This is a genomic window from Sphingopyxis sp. Q841 (genome assembly GCF_052384365.1).
GTDB lineage: Bacteria > Pseudomonadota > Alphaproteobacteria > Sphingomonadales > Sphingomonadaceae > Sphingopyxis > Sphingopyxis terrae_A.
In genome coordinates, this window is record NZ_JBQSUM010000001.1 from 1,384,124 (window position 1) to 1,399,224 (window position 15,101).

The window sequence follows — 15,101 nt, forward strand, 5'->3', positions numbered from 1 at the left end:
ACGAATGGTGTCTCGACTTCGCTCGACACGAACGGATAAAGGATGCTCATGACCATGACCATCGACCCCGTCGACCTTGCCCGGGCGCTGATCGCCGCGCCGAGCGTCACGCCCGCGACCGGCGCCGTCTTCGACTTGCTGGAGGCGGCGCTCGCCCCGCTCGGGTTCACGGTCGAGCGCTTCATCGATGGGATCGAACCCGACGGGCCGGTCGAAAATCTGCTCGCGGTACGAGCGGGCAGCGGCCCGGTGCATTTCGGCTTTGCCGGGCATCTTGACGTCGTACCCCCGGGCGTCGGCTGGACCGGCGATGCTTTCGCGCCCGAAATTCGCGGCGATCTGCTCTACGGCCGCGGCGCGGTCGACATGAAGGGTTCGATCGCCGCCTTCGTCGCCGCGGCGGCGGCAACCCCCGCCGAGGCGGGAACGATCAGCCTGATCATCACCGGCGACGAGGAAGGCCCGGCGATCTTCGGCACCCGCGCGCTGATGGAGCATATGGATGCGCGCGGGGTGAAGCCCGACATGATCATCGTCGGCGAACCGACATCGGTGAACCGGCTCGGCGACATGGTGAAGATCGGTCGGCGCGGATCGGTCAATATCTGGATCGACGTGCCGGGAACGCAGGGCCATGTCGCCTATCCGCACCTGGCCGACAATCCGATCCCCAAGCTGGTGCGCATCCTGGCGGCGATCGACACGGTGACGCTCGACGAGGGGACCGCCTGGTTCCAGCCGTCGAACATCGAGTTCACCGACCTTGAGGTCGGCAATGGCGCGACCAACGTGATTCCGGCATCGGCGCGCGCGCGGCTGTCGATCCGCTTCAACGACCAGCAGAAGGGCGCCGATCTGGTCGCGATGGTCGAGCGCATCGCGCAGGACGTCGAGCCCGCGGCCAAGGTGATCGGCAAGATTTCGGGCGAGGCCTTTCTGACCCCGCCGGGCGCGCTGTCGTCGCTCGTCGCGGACGCGATCCGGGCCGAGACGGGCATCGAAGCCGACATGTCGACGACCGGCGGCACCTCTGACGCGCGCTTCCTCCATGCGCTGTGCCCGGTGGTCGAATTCGGGCTGACCAATGCGACGATGCACAAGCTCGACGAGGCGGTCGCGGTCGAAGACCTGCACACGCTGACGGCCATCTATCGCGGAATATTGGACCGTGCCCTTCGCTGACGCCTAATCCTCGCGGCTGCGCCGCAGGATGACATAGACCGCGCCCGCGCCGCCATGGCTGATGTGCGCCGGGCGCAGCGCGACGATGCGGTCGGCATGGGGCGACACCGCCAGCCAGTCGGCGAGCGAAGCGCGGATTGCGCCGCGCGGACGCGGTTCGTGCGGCTGCGGCAAGCGGTCGGCGCCCGGCCGCAGGCGCCCCGCGACGACGAGCAGCACGCGCGCGCCGCGCAGCAGCGCCCGCCCGATCGCATCGTCGAGCAGCGCCTGCGCCGAGGCAAGGCTGTGGCCGTGGAGATCGATGCTGAGGTCGGGGCGGACGTGCCCCTTGCGCAGCCGCCGGTCCCAATGGCTGTCGAGCGTTGCCTGCCCATGGATACGGCGCGGCGGGGGGAGCGCGGCGGGCCGGGCCCGCGCCGCGGCGGCAACGGCGATGCCGCGCGGCTCCGGCTTGGGTGGCCGCACCGTCGGCGGCGCCGCCGGTTCGAGCGGCGACGGTGCGCGATGGAGCGGCTTCACCGTGGCCGCGACCCGTTTCCACAGCGCATTTTCTTCGGGAGCGAGGCGGCGCGCCATCGCCAGTCAGCGCGCGGCGACTGTGAGCCGCGCGACCGCGGCGCGCGGCAGCAGGATCAGCGCCGAACCGCGCGCCGCCATGCCACCCGCAATCGCACGTGCCTTTTCCCCGGCGCCCCAGAAGCTGTCGAACCGGTTCGCGCCCTTGATTGCGCCGCCGGTGTCCTGCGCCACCCACAGCCCATTGGGTTCGGCGCGGTCGAGCGAGAGGAAGACCGGGGCGCCGAGCGGCACATATTTGGGATCGGCGGCGACGCTCGCGCGGCCCGTGACCGGCACGCCGAGCGCGCCCAGCGGCCCGGGTCCGGTGAGTTCGCGGAAGAAGACCCAGCTCGGATTTTCATTCATCACTGCGGCGCCGCGAACTGGATCGGCGCGCAGATAATCGAGGATGCCCTGCATCGAGGCCTGCCCCGGCTGGAGCGCGCCGCGGTCGAGCAGCAGCTTGCCGATGCCGACATAATCGCGGCCGTTCTGGCTGTCGTAACCGATCCGCATGACGTCGCCGTCAGGCAAACGCAGCCGCCCCGACCCCTGCACCTGCAGGAAAAAGAATTCGGCCGCATCGGCCGCCCAGGCGATTTCGAGGCCGCGCCCGGCGAGCGCGCCGCGTTCGATCGCGAGACGATCATAATAGGGGATGAAATTGCTGCCATCGACGCGGCCGCGGATCTTCCTGCCCTGCAAATCCTTCGAAAACAGACCAAGGTCTACATCGACCAGATCGGCAGGGCGCCGGTAGATCGGCACGTCATAGCCCGGCCGCCGCGTCCGCGAGGCGGCGATTTCGGGTTCGTAATAGCCGGTGACGAAGGCGGTGCCTGCACCGATCTGCACCGTACCGAAATAGCGGCTGAAGAAATTGCCGGCATCGCGGTCGGCCCAGCCGCTCGCGGCGCTGCAGGCCTCGGCCCATTCGCCGGGCTGCGTCAGCCCGCTTGCATCGGTTCGGCGCTGCACCGAAGGGCAGCTCAGCCGGAAGGCGATCAGCGCGGCGGTCGCCTGTTCGGGAGCAACGCCCAGCGCATTATATTCGGGACCGGCAACGACGCCGCTTTCGACCGCGCTGGTCGCGGTCGCAGGAACCGGCGGCGCGGCAAGCGGCGGATTGGGGGTTGCAGGAATCGGCTTCGCGGCGGCACCCGGCGGCACCGAGGGGCGCGGCTGATAAGGGCGCGGGGCGGCGGTCGTGGGGGCCGGAGTCGGTGTCGGGTTAGTCGCAGGGGCGGGGCGCGGTCCGGCGGCCGCCGGGATCACCGAGGCACAGCCCGACAGCAGCGGAACGGTCAAGAGAAGCGCGAGGCCGACGCAGCGAAGGCGCGGCCTGCGATCCGGCACGGCGTCCCCCCGGAACGTCATGCTGCCGCTCAGGCGACGTCGGCTTCGTCGAGCAGCCAGTTGGGATCGCTGCTGCCGACCTTGCGGCGGAAGGTCCACAGATCGTCGGTCTGCACCCCGTCGGTCATCGATCCGGCGATCAGCTTGCCGTCGGCATCGCGCGTCACCGCGCTGATATCCGCCTGGTAGCGCACGGTGATGCGCGCTTCATTGCGGCCGAGTTCCACCGCGGTGATCTTGGCCGAATCGATCCCGATCAGACGGTTTTCCAGCTTTTCGCCGCGCGCTTCGCGATCCTCGATCGCCGCGATGAAACCTTCGTAGCTGTCGTCGTCGCACAGGTCGCGCAGCGTGTCGCGGTCGCCTTTCCAGAAGGCCTCGAGGATCATGCGATAGGCCGCCTGCGCGCCGTCCATGAAGCGGCCGGCATCGAAGTGGCGGTCGCTCGCCAGCAACTGGCGCAGACCGGCTTCGGCAGAGGGTTCATAGACCAGTCCGCTGTTCACCGGTGCCTGATCACGCGACGAGCCCGCGGCGTCGGCTTCGTCGAGCCGCACCGGCGCCGGCGCGGCGCGGTCGTCGCGGCGCGGCATCACGGGTTCCTGCTCATGCCCCGTCCGCTTGCCGAGCACCGAATAGAGCCGCATGCCGAGGAAGGCGGCAATCATGGCGAGCAGGATGATCGAGAAAGCGGTCACAAGCAAATCCGATACGGACAAAGGGTAAAGACGTCGCCTTTACATAGGCGATGCCGGCACATGTTTCAAATCTCCATGACCGCACCATCGCGGCGGGTCAACGATTCGTCCCTTCGCCGGGCGCCCGGCCGCGGCTCTTGCAGCCATTGTGCTGGCGCGCCGCCGCTGCTAAGCGCCGCCGCAACCATTTGACGCGGGCCTTGCACGGCCTGCGGACGGTGACCCACAGTTCATCCATCGTTTCAACGAAAGCGCATCTGACATGGCCGACGAGACCAGCATCGACATCAATCCCGCACCGCAGGCGAATGGCGAAGACACCAGCCCCGCGATCGGCCTGATTTCGCAATATGTGAAGGATCTGTCGTTCGAAAACCCCAATGCTCCGGCGGTTTTCCAGTGGCAGTCGGCGCCGCAGATGGACGTCCAGTTCAACATCGCCGCCGACGGCGTCGGTGACAATCTGTTCGAAGTGACGCTGAAGATCGACGTCACCGCCAAGCATGACGAAGGCACGGCCTTTGTCATCGAGCTCAAATATGCGGGCCTGTTCGGCGTGCGCAACGTCCCCGACGATCAGCTTCAGCCCTTCTTCCTCGCCGAAGCGCCGCGCATCCTGTTCCCCTTCGCACGCCGCGTCGTTGCCGACGTCGTGCGCGATGGCGGTTTCCAGCCGCTGCTGCTCGACCCGATCGATTTCCACGGCCTGTTCATGCAGCAGGTGCAGGCGCAGGCCGAACAGGCGGGCGACGCCGCGCCGGTCGGCCAGGCCTGATCCCGACAGCGGCGGCCGGCTGATCCGATGAGCAGCCTGGTCAAGAGCGTCGGGACGATCGGCGGGCTGACGCTGCTCAGCCGGATCTTCGGCTTCGCGCGCGACATGCTGCTTGCGCGCGTGCTCGGAGCCGGGCTGGCGGCCGACGCCTTTCAGCTCGCCTTCACCCTGCCCAACACCTTTCGGCGGCTGTTTGCCGAGGGCGCCTTCTCGGTCGCCTTCGTGCCGATGTACAGTCGCGCGCTGCACAGCAGCGAAGGCGACGGCGAAGCGGCGGCGGCGCGCTTCGCCGACGATGTGCTGTCGGTCTTTCTGTGGACGCTGCTCGTCTTTTCGGGCGTCATGATGGCCGTAATGCCGGGAATCGTGTGGATTCTCGCGCGTGATTTTGGCAGCGTTCCCGGCAAGTTCGAGCTGGCGGTCTTCCTCAGCCGCGTCACCTTTCCCTATCTGGCGCTGATCAGCCTCGTCGCGATGCTGTCGGGCCTGCTGAACGCGCGGTCGCGCTTTGCGCCCGGCGCCTTTGCGCCCGTGATCCTCAACATCGTGCTGATCGGCGGGATCATCACCGGCTGGTGGCTGCGCGGCGACAGTCACGACGACCGGATCGTCGCGATCGCGCTCGCGGCAGCGGTCAGCCTCGCGGGGGTTGCCCAGCTTGCCTATCTGTGGTGGGCGGTGCGACGCGCCGGGCTGCGCCTGCATCTGCGGCTGCCGCGGCTGACGCCCGAGGTCCGGCGGCTGGGCATGCTGATCCTTCCCGCGACGTTCGGCGCGGGCATCTACCAGATCAGCCAGTTCGTCGACACCTTCTTCGCCACCTCGCTGCCGCAGGGGTCGCTAACCTTGCTCAAGCTCGCTGACCGGCTCAACCAGTTGCCTCTCGGCATTGTCGGCATTGCGCTCGGCACAGCGATCCTGCCGATGCTGTCGCGCCATATTCACAGCGGCGACGCCGCCGAGGCGCAGCGGTTGCAGAGCAATGCCTTTGAAATGGCGACGCTGCTCACCCTGCCCGCCGCCGCGGCGCTTGCCATTTGCGCGCCCGCCTTCGTCACCGCCTTTTTCGTCGGCGGCAAATTCACCGCGGCCGACGGCGCAATCATGGCCCATATCGTCGTGGCACTGGTCGCGGGGCTGCCGGCCTATGTGATCGTCAAGATATTGAACCCCGGCTTCTTCGCGCGCGAAGACACACGGACGCCGGTGTGGACCGCGCTCGCCGCGCTCACCCTCAATATTGCGATCAACCTCTATGTCGTGGAACGCTATGGCATCGTCGGACTCGCCGGGGCGACCGCAGCGTCGGCAAGCTTCAACTGCCTGCTGCTCTATGCCGTGCTCCACCGCCGCGGCTGGTTCCATTTTACCGCCCGGCTGGCAAGCCGGATCGCACGGCAGATCGTCGCGGTCGCGGCAATGTCGGCGCTGCTCGTCTGGCTGATGCCCGTCGTCGCCCCCTATTATGGCGGCAATGTCGCCGAACGGGTCGGCGCGCTCGCCGCGCTCGTGCTGGCGGGCGGCGCGACCTTTTTCGCCATGGCTTTCCTTGTCGGTGCGCTTGACAAGGATCTGGTCGCCATGCTGACGCGGCGCCGCGGCAAGCCCGCGCCAACACAGGAGTAAGACATGCGGATCGTTTCGGGCATCCAGCCCACCGGAAATTTGCACCTAGGCAATTATCTGGGCGCGATCCGCAACTGGGTGCGGATGCAGGATCAGGTGGCGAGCGAAGGCGGCGACTGCCTGTTCTTTCTGGCCGACCTGCACGCAATCTCGATGCCGCACGTCCCGGCCGATCTGACCGCAAACACCCGCGCGATGACTGCGGCGCTCGTCGCCTGCGGCATCGACCCCGACCGTTCGACCCTGTTCAACCAGGCGCGCGTCCCCGCGCATGCCGAGCTGCAATGGCTGCTCAACGGCACCGCGCGGATCGGCTGGCTGAACCGGATGACGCAGTTCAAGGACAAGTCGGGCAAGAATCGCGAGGGCGCCTCGGCGGCGCTCTACACCTATCCGGTGCTGCAGGCGGCCGACGTGCTGCTCTATCAGGCGACGCACGTTCCCGTCGGCGAGGACCAGAAGCAGCATCTGGAGCTGGCGCGCGACATCGCGCAGAAGTTCAACAATGACTATGCGAGCGCGGAAGACCCGGTCTTCACCCTGCCCGAACCGATCATCCCGCCCGACGCGGCACGGATCATGAGCCTGCGCGACGGGTCGGCCAAGATGTCCAAATCCGATCCGTCGGACATGAGCCGCATCAACCTGACCGACGATGCTGACACGATGATGCAGAAGGTGAAGAAGGCGAAGACCGATCCCGAACCGCTGCCGTCCGAGGCCGCAGGGCTGGAAGGGCGGCCCGAGGCGCGCAATCTGGTGGGGATTTACGCCACGCTTGCCGACTCGAGCACCGACGCGGTGCTGCAACAGTTCGGCGGGCAGGGCTTCGGCGCGTTCAAGCCCGCGCTCGGCGAGCTGCTGGTCGAGCGGCTGGCGCCGATCAACGCGCGCTTCGTCGCGCTCAAGGACGACCAGACGGCGCTCGACGCGATCCTCGACAAGGGCGCCGACAAGGCACGCGCGCTTGCAAAGCCGACGCTCGACACCACATATAAGGTCTTGGGGCTTTGCCGCTAAGTCATTGTCTGTGTGGAACGGAGCTGCGACGAAGCGGGTTAAACCAAGGTTCAGCCGCGCCGGCGTAGTCATGCTATAAACGGTGTGTGCTGTGCGCGCACCGAATCACGGAGCATGATGATGAGCAAGACAATCTTTCGGCGTCTGGGACTCGCCGCCATGACGGGCGCGGCGCTGGTGATGGCCGGCTGTGCCGCCACGCCCTTCCGCGCCGATGTCGCGCGCTTCCAGACCCAGCTTCCTGCACCGCAGGGGCAGAGCTTCGCGATCGAGGCGAATGACCCGGCGCTGCAGGGCGGGATCGAGTTCAATCAATATGCGACGCTCGTCGCGGGTGAACTGACGCGCTATGGCTATCGTCCCGCCGCCCCCGGCGAAAAGGCCGACATGGTCGTGCGCATGGATTATGGCATCGACAAGGGGCGCGAACGCGTCGTCTCCTCGCCCGGCTTCGGCAATCCCTGGTACGGCGGCTATTACGGCCGCGGCTTCTATTCGCCGCCCGTGATAGTGCGCGGCCCCCGCGGGCGCCGCTATATCTACGGCTGGCGCGACCCCTTCATGTGGGGCGGCTTCGGCCCGAGCTGGGGCTATAATGACGTCGAAAGCTTCACCGTCTACACCAGCGACCTCAATCTGCAGATCAGCCGCGCCGCCGACGGCTATCGACTGTTCGAAGGCCATGCACAGGCGCAGTCACGCGATAATGACCTGACGCAGATCGTTCCCAATCTTGTCGAGGCGATGTTCACCAACTTCCCCGGCAATTCGGGCGAACGGGTGCGCATCACCGTGGCGCCGCCCGAAAAGAAGTAACCGCCAAAGGTGGTTTTGTAAAAGCCCGCCTTCAGGCCGAAGGCGGGCTTTTTCGTGCGCGACCTATCGATCAGGCCCCGCCGCTGCGATCGCGGCGAGCGCGCTTTCGAGGCGGGCGTCGCCATCGCCTTCGACCCAGGCCCAGGGCAGGCGGCGGCGGTCGAGTTCAGCGATCGCGACATCCATGAACTGCCGCCGTGCAAGGTCGCTTCCGAACAGCCGTGTGCCGTCCTCGCGCCACGGCAGGTCGAGCGCGGGGACGAGGTAGAAGTCGGCGACATCACTCCAGGCGTCGATTTCGGGCAGGCGCCGGCCGAGCAGCATGATCGCCCACGCCTGCGTCATCAGCGGATCGGTGTCCGAGATCACCCACGCCGGGACTTGCGCGAGGGCAAGCTTCGTCGCGGCAACATGGCCGTGAAAGATGGCGAGCAGGTCGCCGGCATCGAGATCGGTGCCGTTCGCCTCGCAATAGGTGCGACCATATTCGGGGATGACCACGCCGCCCAGACGCGCGGCAAGACGCGGCGCCAGCTTCGACTTGCCGGTCGATTCGGCGCCGTGGAGGCCGATATGGCGCGTCATGCAGGCATCGCTGCGGGCGCTGCGGCGGCGCGGCGCCACTGGATCAGCCCGTCGATCGACAGTCCCAGCAGGACGACATAGACCGCGCTGGTCGCATAAAGGCCGCGCCAAGCGAACAGCGGCACCGCGATCAGATCGACGAGAATCCACAGCCACCAGCTTTCGACCCGGCGCCGCGCGAGCAGCCATTGCGCCGCGATGCTGAGCATCGCGATGCCGCCGTCGATCCACGGCGCCGCGGCGTCGGTGTAGCGGTGCATCGCCGAGCTCCACGCGACCCAGGCTACCCCAACAGCGGCGCCCCATCGCCAGCGATCGCGGCCGGGCATCCATCCGACGGGCACGCCGCTGTCGTCGCGCGCGCGAACCCAGCTGAGCCAGCCGTAAAGATTGAGGACGAAGAAAAATCCCTGGAGCAGCATGTCGCTGTACAGCTTCGCTTCGTAGAAGACGAAGGCATAGAGGGTGACGGCAGCGAGCGCGAAAGGATAGTTCCACACCTTGCGCATCGCGACCAGCGCGACGTTGATCAGGACGAGCGCGGCGGCCAGCCACTCGAGCTGGCTCACTGCGCCGTCTCCGCGCCGCCGGCTATCCGCGGGCGGGTCCACAACCCGTCGCGGGCAATGCGCCGCAGCGGCGGGCGGCGCAGCACCGACCAGCCGGCGCGCGCCACCCAGCCGAATTTCGCGGCGGGCGTCGTCGCGGTGCGATGGTCCCACGCATGATCGCCGCGGCGCCGCACCGCCCGCGCGATGTCGCCATAGATGCCCGCGGCCGCAAGCACCGCCCAGCGGCTGCGCGGCGGCAGCTTGCGCGCCCCCCAGCGCGCCGACGCTTCATATTCTCCGGCCATTTCCGCGAGCCATTTCGCCATCACGGCAAGACGCGGACGAAAGGCGGGATGCATATGCTGACCCGGCGGAATGTCCAGCTCGACCAGCCAGTCGACCGGCAGATAGCAGCGGTCGGCCGCCGCATCTTCGGCAATGTCGCGCGCAATATTGGCGAGCTGGAATGCTATGCCGAGGTCGGACGCACGGTCGAGCGTCGTTTCGTCCGTCGGATCGACCCCCATGACGAGCGCCATCGCGATGCCGACCGCGCCCGCGACATGATAGCAATAGCGCAACAGATCGGCCTCGCTGCGCGGGCGCCAGTCGGCGGCGTCGAGTTCGAAGCCCGCGACGATGTCGTCGATCACCGCGCGCGGGATCGCGACCTCGGTCAGCAACAGGCCAAGCGCGTCGAAGGCGGGGTCACCTGTGGGGTCGCCGGCAAAGGCGCGATCGGTCAGGTCGCGGATGCGCGCGACCGCCGCCACCGGGTCGTGCCCCGCGCGCATGGTGCCGCCATGATCCTGCCCGTCGGTCAGATCGTCGGCGGCGCGGCACCAGGCATAGAGCAGCAGCACCCGTTCGCGTGTCCGCCGGTCGAACAGCCGGCTGGCGAGCGCAAAGCTTTTCGACCCGCGCGCGATGCTGTCGTGCGCAAAGCGGTGCAGGGCCGCCGCATCATAGCCCCCGGCCGCGGTCATTACAGATCGTCGGCCTTCATCGCGAAGATCGGCTCGTGCGGCTGGTAAGCGGCCATCTTGTCGAGCAGTTCGCCGATTCCCGCATCGACAATCATGATCCCGGCGTGCGCGGGCCGGATGAAGCCGACGTCGATCATCCGGCGATTGAAGGCGATCAGATCGTTATAGAAACCCGCCGCGTTGAGCAGCCCGACCGGCTTGGCATGATAGCCGAGTTGCGCCCAGCTGATCGCTTCCCACAATTCGTCCATCGTCCCGACGCCGCCGGGGATGGTCAGAAAGCCGTCCGACAGGTCGGTGAACATCTTCTTGCGTTCGTGCATACCCGAAACGACGTGCAGTTTGGTGCAGCCGCGATGCGCGACCTCGGTCCCGACGAGCGCATCCGGGATCACCCCGATCACCTCGCCGCCCGCTTCGAGGGCGCTGTCGGCGACCGCACCCATCAGCCCGAGCCGGCCCCCGCCATAGACGACCCCGATTCCGCGGCTCGCCAGCGTCCGGCCGACGTGGCGCGCGGTTTCCATATAGATCGGGTCTTCGGGGGTTGCGGACCCACAATAGACGGCAATGCGTTTCATCATTCTTCCAACATCAATTGGGCGGTCGCCTTCGCGCTGCCGACGACACCTGGAATACCGGCGCCCGGATGCGTCCCGGCGCCGACGAAGTAAAGGTTCGAAATCATATCGTCGCGATTATGGGCGCGAAACCACGCGCTCTGCCATAGCACGGGTTCGAGGCTGAAGGCGCTGCCAAGATGCGCCGACAGATCGCGGCCGAAATCGGCGGGCGTATAGTGAAAGCGCGTGACAAGATTGGCGCGGAGTCCGGGCGCGACGCGGCGCTCGACCTCTTCGAGGATCGCGTCGGCAAAACGCGCGCCGAAATCGCCGTCCCAGTCGGCCTTCGCCTTGCCGAGATGCGCGACCGGGGCGAGTGCGTAGAAGGTCGAATGGCCGGGCGGCGCCATGCCGGGATCGGTGATGCTGGGATGATGGAGGTAGAGCGAGAAATCGTCGGGCACCCTCCCGCCATAGATGTCGTCGAGCAGCCCCTTGTAGCGCGGGCCGAAGAGGATGCTGTGGTGCGCGACGTCCGGATAGTCGCCCTTCGCGCCGAAATGGATGACGAAGAGCGATGGCGACCAGCGCTTGCGCGCCAGGCTTTTGGCGACCTTTGCCCCGCGCGAATGGTCGAGAAGATCTCTATAGCTGTGCATCAGGTCGCCGTTGCACGCGACCATATCGGCCGCACCCTGCCAGCCGCCGACGGTCACCACCCCGGTCGCGCGATCGCCCTGCGTCTCGATCCGCGCCACTGGATCGTCCAGCCGCAGCACCCCGCCCAGCCGCTCGAACAATCGCACCATCGCCGCGACCAGCGCGTTGGTGCCGCCGCGCGCGAACCACACGCCGCCGTCCTTTTCGATGGTGTGGATCAGCGCATAGATGCTGCTGGTCGTCATCGGATTACCGCCGACAAGCAGCGTGTGGAACGACAGCGCCTGCCGCAGCCGTTCGTCCTTCACATAAGAGGATACGATCGAATAGACGCTGCGCCATGCCTGATATTTCGCAAGCGCAGGCGCCGCGCGAAGCATCGCGGCGAAATCGAGGAAGGCGACCGAGCCGAGCTTCACATAGCCTTCTTCATAAACCCCGCGCGAATAATCGAGAAAACGCTCGTACCCCGCGACATCGGCGGGATCGAGCTTCGCGATTTCGGCGCGCAGCGCCGCCTCGTCGTTCGAATAGTCGAAGTTGGTGCCGTCGGGCCAGTTCAGCCGATAAAAGGGGGTGACGGGCACAAGATCGACGTCGGCCGCCATGTCCTGACCACTGAGCGCCCAGAGTTCATTGAGGCAGGGCGGGTCGGTGATGACGGTCGGCCCCGCGTCGAACGTGAACCCTTCGCGCTTCCAATGATAGGCGCGCCCGCCGGGCTTGTCGCGCGCTTCGACGACCGTGGTCGCGATGCCCGCCGACTGGAGCCGGATCGCGAGCGCAAGCCCGCCGAACCCCGCACCGATAACGATGGCCCTTCGCGTCATAGCCAGTCGAAACTCCCGATCGCCCTGATCGCCCGCCCGATAGGCACCGGCGGGCGGCCCGACAAGAGACGCAGCCGGTCGGCACCGCTCGACGCGCCGGCGTAGAAGCGCGCGATGAGTGCCGGCGACAGGCGATAGAAGCGCTGGAAGATGCGATAGCGCTCGGCCGGTTCCGCCGCGCGGAACAGCATCGCGCCGAGCATGCGGTAAAAGCGCTGACGCCGCCACGCGGTCGCCGCATCGGCGCGCAGCCGCGCGCCCAGATCGGCGCGATCGACGAGCGCGGGAAGCGCCGCCGCGGCGCGCACCGCGTCGGGCAGCGAATAGCCGGTCGTGGCGTGAAAGCGACCCGCGCGCACGCCAGTACGCGCCACGGCGTCGTCCCGCGGCCAGATCGCGTCGAAATCGCCCGCCATGACGACGGGCAGCCATCCGGTTTCCTCGCGCGCGACTGCACTGACCGTCCACCCGCGCGCCGCCGCATAATCGGCGATCCGCGCGCGAACCGCGCCGACGTCAAGGTCGGCATCGTCGCCATAATAGGTGTCCTCGACGAAGACGGTCTCGGCATCGAAAGGCAGACAGTAGACAAAGCGATAACCGCCAATCTGATCGACCGTCGCATCCATCACCACGGGCTGAGTGAGGCCGTGTCCACCCGCCACGCGCAGAGCCTGCCCGACGAATTTCTGCCAGCCGCAATCGACCCCCGTGAGGTCGCCGATCCCGCGCGCGTCGATGACGTGGCGCGCGGCGAGCCGGTCGCCGCCCTCCAGCAGCACCGATTGCGGCGCGAGCCGCGTCGCCGCCTTAGCGATCAGCCGTTCGGGCGGCAGCAGCGCGGCGACCGCCTCCGCCAGCGTTTCGCTGTCGATGCTGTTGTAGGGCATGGCAATCGCCCGGCGATAGGCGGGAAAGGCAATGTCATAGCCGCTCCAGCGATGCGCGATCAGCGGCTCGATCAGCCAGCGGTCGCGCGCCGCGACGTCGCCGTCGAAAAAGGACCAGAGATGATTGCCGCCGACCGGCCCCGGCTCGATTAGCCGCACGTCGAGATCGGGGCGCCGCCGCGCCAGCGCGAGCGTTGCCAACCCGCCGGCGAGCCCGCCGCCGACGATGGCAATGTCGCAAGAGTCGGAATCGGCGCGGTTCATCCAGCAGCCCTAGCGAGGCTGGCGGCGAGCGGCTATCGCTTTCGCATGGCAGCGCTAGTTCCCGTCATCCGCTCCGCGACCCCTGACGATGCCAGGGCCATCGCCGCAATCTATGCGCACCACGTCGCACACGGAACCGCCAGCTACGACACCGAACCGCGCAGCACGCTCGCCACCGCGGCGTTGATTTCGGAGCATCGCGCAAAGGGCTGGCCCTTTCTGGTCGCCGAGGCGGCCGACGGCGGGCCCCTGGGCTATGCCTATGCCAGCCAGTTCCGCCCGCGCGCCGCCTATGCCTGGGCGTGCGAGGACAGCATTTATGTGGCCCCGGCGCAGCAGGGACGCGGGGTCGGCCGAGCCTTGCTCGCCGCGCTGCTCGACGCCGCCGAAGTATCTGGCTTCCGCACGATGGTCGCGGTGATCGGCGGCGCCGAGCCTGCCTCGATCGCGCTCCACGCGGCGGCGGGTTTTGTCCATGCGGGGCGCCTCGCCGGCATGGGCTGGAAGCATGGGCGCTGGCTCGACACCGTCTATATGCAGCGCCCGCTCGGCGACGGCACCGCGAGCGCGCCCGCATGAGCGCCGCGCTCGCTATCGCGCTCTCGGCGCTTGTGATGACCTTGATCGTCGGCGGACGCTATCTGCTGAGCAGCGGAGGATTTGCACTCGCAACGCGGCTCAAGCATCCCGGTCTCTATCGCGGGCTCGAGACGCAGATGCGGCGAGAAATCGGCTGGAGCCTTGCCAGCGCAGCGATTTACGGCATTCCGGCGGGCATCGTCGCCTGGGGATGGCAGGCGCGAGGCTGGACGCGCATCTACACCGACGTCCACGCCTTTCCCCTCTGGTATCTGCCGGTCAGCCTCTTCGTCTATCTGCTGCTTCACGACACATGGTTCTATTGGACGCATCGCTGGATGCACCAGCCGCGACTGTTCCGCATCGCGCATGCCGTGCATCACCAGAGCCGGCCGCCGACCGCATGGGCGGCGATGAGCTTTCACCCGTGGGAAGCTATCACCGGCGCGCTCGTCATTCCGGCGCTGGTCTTTGTCGTTCCTGCCCATGTCGCGGTGCTGGGTCTCGTGCTCGCGATCATGACGCTGATGGGGGTCGGCAATCATATGGGGTGGGAGATGTTCCCGCGCGCACTCGTTCATGGACCAGCAGGGCGCTGGCTGATAACCGCGACGCACCATGAGCAGCATCACGCTGCCTATCGGGGGAATTATGGTCTTTACTTCCGCTTCTGGGATAAGGCATGCGGCACCGATATCGGGCTGGGCAGCTTTGGCGGCGCTCGTGCCGCTGCCGGTCGCGGCGACCGCGCCGCCTCACGCTCCGATGACCGGCCCGACGGTTGAAGTCAGCATCACCGGCCTGCGCAACGTCAAGGGACAGATTCTTGTCTGCCTGACCGCCAACCCAAAGGCCTTTCCCGACTGCAGCAAGGACAAGGCGTCGGTGCAGATGGCGGTAAAGGCGGCCGACGCCGGCGATTTCAAAATTCGCGGGGTCGCCGCCGGAACCTATGCCATCGCGGTGGTCCATGACGAGAATGGCAACAACAAGATGGACATGGCGCTGTTCCTGCCAAAAGAAGGCTTCGGCTTTTCGCGCGACCCGGCGATCCGCATGGGGCCACCGAAGTTCAAATCGGCGAGCTTTGCCGTCACCGGCGACATGCGCCAGTCGATCAAGATGAAATATATGCTGTGACGATTGTGGGCGACGCGGCCGC

General features: G+C 67.2%; 17 protein-coding genes. 8 read left to right on the plus strand and 9 right to left on the minus strand.

What is annotated here, in order from left to right; genetic code table 11:
- The first annotated feature begins 48 nt into the window (after positions 1–48).
- Entirely contained in the window at positions 49–1,182 is a 1,134-nt protein-coding gene (gene dapE / locus ACT17R_RS06865) for a succinyl-diaminopimelate desuccinylase (protein WP_186401803.1), read from the plus strand.
- 3 nt (positions 1,183–1,185) lie between these two features.
- On the opposite strand, the gene ACT17R_RS06870 is transcribed toward dapE, so the two are convergent.
- From ACT17R_RS06870 to ACT17R_RS06880, 3 genes are read right to left on the minus strand one after another with little or no spacing between them, the layout of a single operon-like run.
- Positions 1,186–1,758: a Smr/MutS family protein gene (locus tag ACT17R_RS06870; protein WP_234178435.1), complete on the minus strand. Its 573-nt coding sequence runs from the start codon at positions 1,756–1,758 to the stop codon at positions 1,186–1,188.
- Positions 1,759–1,764: 6 nt separating this feature from the next.
- Complete coding sequence (gene mltA, locus ACT17R_RS06875; protein ID WP_444809181.1) at positions 1,765–3,117, minus strand: murein transglycosylase A; 1,353 nt, start codon at positions 3,115–3,117, stop codon at positions 1,765–1,767.
- 8 nt (positions 3,118–3,125) lie between these two features.
- Positions 3,126–3,794, minus strand: coding sequence for a Tim44/TimA family putative adaptor protein (locus ACT17R_RS06880; protein WP_234178433.1), 669 nt, complete (start codon positions 3,792–3,794; stop codon positions 3,126–3,128).
- A gap of 262 nt (positions 3,795–4,056) precedes the next feature.
- On the opposite strand from ACT17R_RS06880, the gene secB reads away from it, so the two are divergent.
- The 4 genes from secB to ACT17R_RS06900 all read left to right on the plus strand — a co-directional run bounded on the left by secB (position 4,057) and on the right by ACT17R_RS06900 (position 8,031).
- A complete protein-coding gene (gene secB, locus ACT17R_RS06885; RefSeq protein ID WP_003041665.1) occupies positions 4,057–4,569 on the plus strand; it encodes a protein-export chaperone SecB in 513 nt (170 codons plus the stop codon).
- Positions 4,570–4,596: 27 nt separating this feature from the next.
- Positions 4,597–6,195, plus strand: coding sequence for a murein biosynthesis integral membrane protein MurJ (gene murJ / locus ACT17R_RS06890; RefSeq protein ID WP_444809182.1), 1,599 nt, complete (start codon positions 4,597–4,599; stop codon positions 6,193–6,195).
- A gap of 3 nt (positions 6,196–6,198) precedes the next feature.
- Positions 6,199–7,215 (plus strand): tryptophan--tRNA ligase, encoded by a 1,017-nt coding sequence (gene trpS / locus ACT17R_RS06895; RefSeq protein WP_186401618.1) that lies wholly within the window; start codon positions 6,199–6,201, stop codon positions 7,213–7,215.
- A gap of 114 nt (positions 7,216–7,329) precedes the next feature.
- Positions 7,330–8,031 carry a DUF4136 domain-containing protein gene (locus tag ACT17R_RS06900; RefSeq protein WP_082813247.1) on the plus strand — a complete coding sequence of 234 codons (702 nt, stop codon included), beginning with the start codon at positions 7,330–7,332 and terminating at the stop codon, positions 8,029–8,031.
- A 63-nt stretch (positions 8,032–8,094) separates the two neighbouring features.
- On the opposite strand, the gene ACT17R_RS06905 is transcribed toward ACT17R_RS06900, so the two are convergent.
- The 6 genes from ACT17R_RS06905 to crtY are packed head-to-tail and all read right to left on the minus strand — an operon-like array spanning position 8,095 to position 13,360.
- Positions 8,095–8,616, minus strand: coding sequence for an AAA family ATPase (locus ACT17R_RS06905; RefSeq protein ID WP_234178431.1), 522 nt, complete (start codon positions 8,614–8,616; stop codon positions 8,095–8,097).
- Positions 8,613–9,185 carry a nicotinamide riboside transporter PnuC gene (pnuC, locus tag ACT17R_RS06910; protein ID WP_234178430.1) on the minus strand — a complete coding sequence of 191 codons (573 nt, stop codon included), beginning with the start codon at positions 9,183–9,185 and terminating at the stop codon, positions 8,613–8,615. The genes ACT17R_RS06905 and pnuC overlap by 4 nt, the downstream gene beginning before the upstream one ends.
- On the minus strand, positions 9,182–10,153 hold the full coding sequence (locus ACT17R_RS06915) for a phytoene/squalene synthase family protein (RefSeq protein ID WP_234178429.1): 972 nt from the start codon (positions 10,151–10,153) through the stop codon (positions 9,182–9,184). The genes pnuC and ACT17R_RS06915 overlap by 4 nt, the downstream gene beginning before the upstream one ends.
- Complete coding sequence (locus tag ACT17R_RS06920) at positions 10,153–10,734, minus strand: LOG family protein (RefSeq protein ID WP_234178596.1); 582 nt, start codon at positions 10,732–10,734, stop codon at positions 10,153–10,155. The genes ACT17R_RS06915 and ACT17R_RS06920 overlap by 1 nt, the downstream gene beginning before the upstream one ends.
- Positions 10,734–12,206, minus strand: a complete 1,473-nt coding sequence (locus tag ACT17R_RS06925; RefSeq protein WP_444809183.1) for a phytoene desaturase — start codon at positions 12,204–12,206, stop codon at positions 10,734–10,736. Before ACT17R_RS06925 ends, ACT17R_RS06920 begins: the two co-directional genes overlap by 1 nt.
- Positions 12,203–13,360 carry a lycopene beta-cyclase CrtY gene (gene crtY, locus ACT17R_RS06930; RefSeq protein WP_234178425.1) on the minus strand — a complete coding sequence of 386 codons (1,158 nt, stop codon included), beginning with the start codon at positions 13,358–13,360 and terminating at the stop codon, positions 12,203–12,205. The genes ACT17R_RS06925 and crtY overlap by 4 nt, the downstream gene beginning before the upstream one ends.
- A gap of 45 nt (positions 13,361–13,405) precedes the next feature.
- Between crtY and ACT17R_RS06935 the strand changes: the two genes are divergently transcribed.
- From ACT17R_RS06935 to ACT17R_RS06945, 3 genes are read left to right on the plus strand one after another with little or no spacing between them, the layout of a single operon-like run.
- Positions 13,406–13,939 (plus strand): GNAT family N-acetyltransferase, encoded by a 534-nt coding sequence (locus ACT17R_RS06935; protein ID WP_234178424.1) that lies wholly within the window; start codon positions 13,406–13,408, stop codon positions 13,937–13,939.
- Positions 13,936–14,724 carry a sterol desaturase family protein gene (locus ACT17R_RS06940; RefSeq protein ID WP_444809184.1) on the plus strand — a complete coding sequence of 263 codons (789 nt, stop codon included), beginning with the start codon at positions 13,936–13,938 and terminating at the stop codon, positions 14,722–14,724. The genes ACT17R_RS06935 and ACT17R_RS06940 overlap by 4 nt, the downstream gene beginning before the upstream one ends.
- Positions 14,705–15,079 carry a DUF2141 domain-containing protein gene (locus ACT17R_RS06945; protein ID WP_234178422.1) on the plus strand — a complete coding sequence of 125 codons (375 nt, stop codon included), beginning with the start codon at positions 14,705–14,707 and terminating at the stop codon, positions 15,077–15,079. The genes ACT17R_RS06940 and ACT17R_RS06945 overlap by 20 nt, the downstream gene beginning before the upstream one ends.
- Positions 15,080–15,101: the final 22 nt, after the last annotated feature.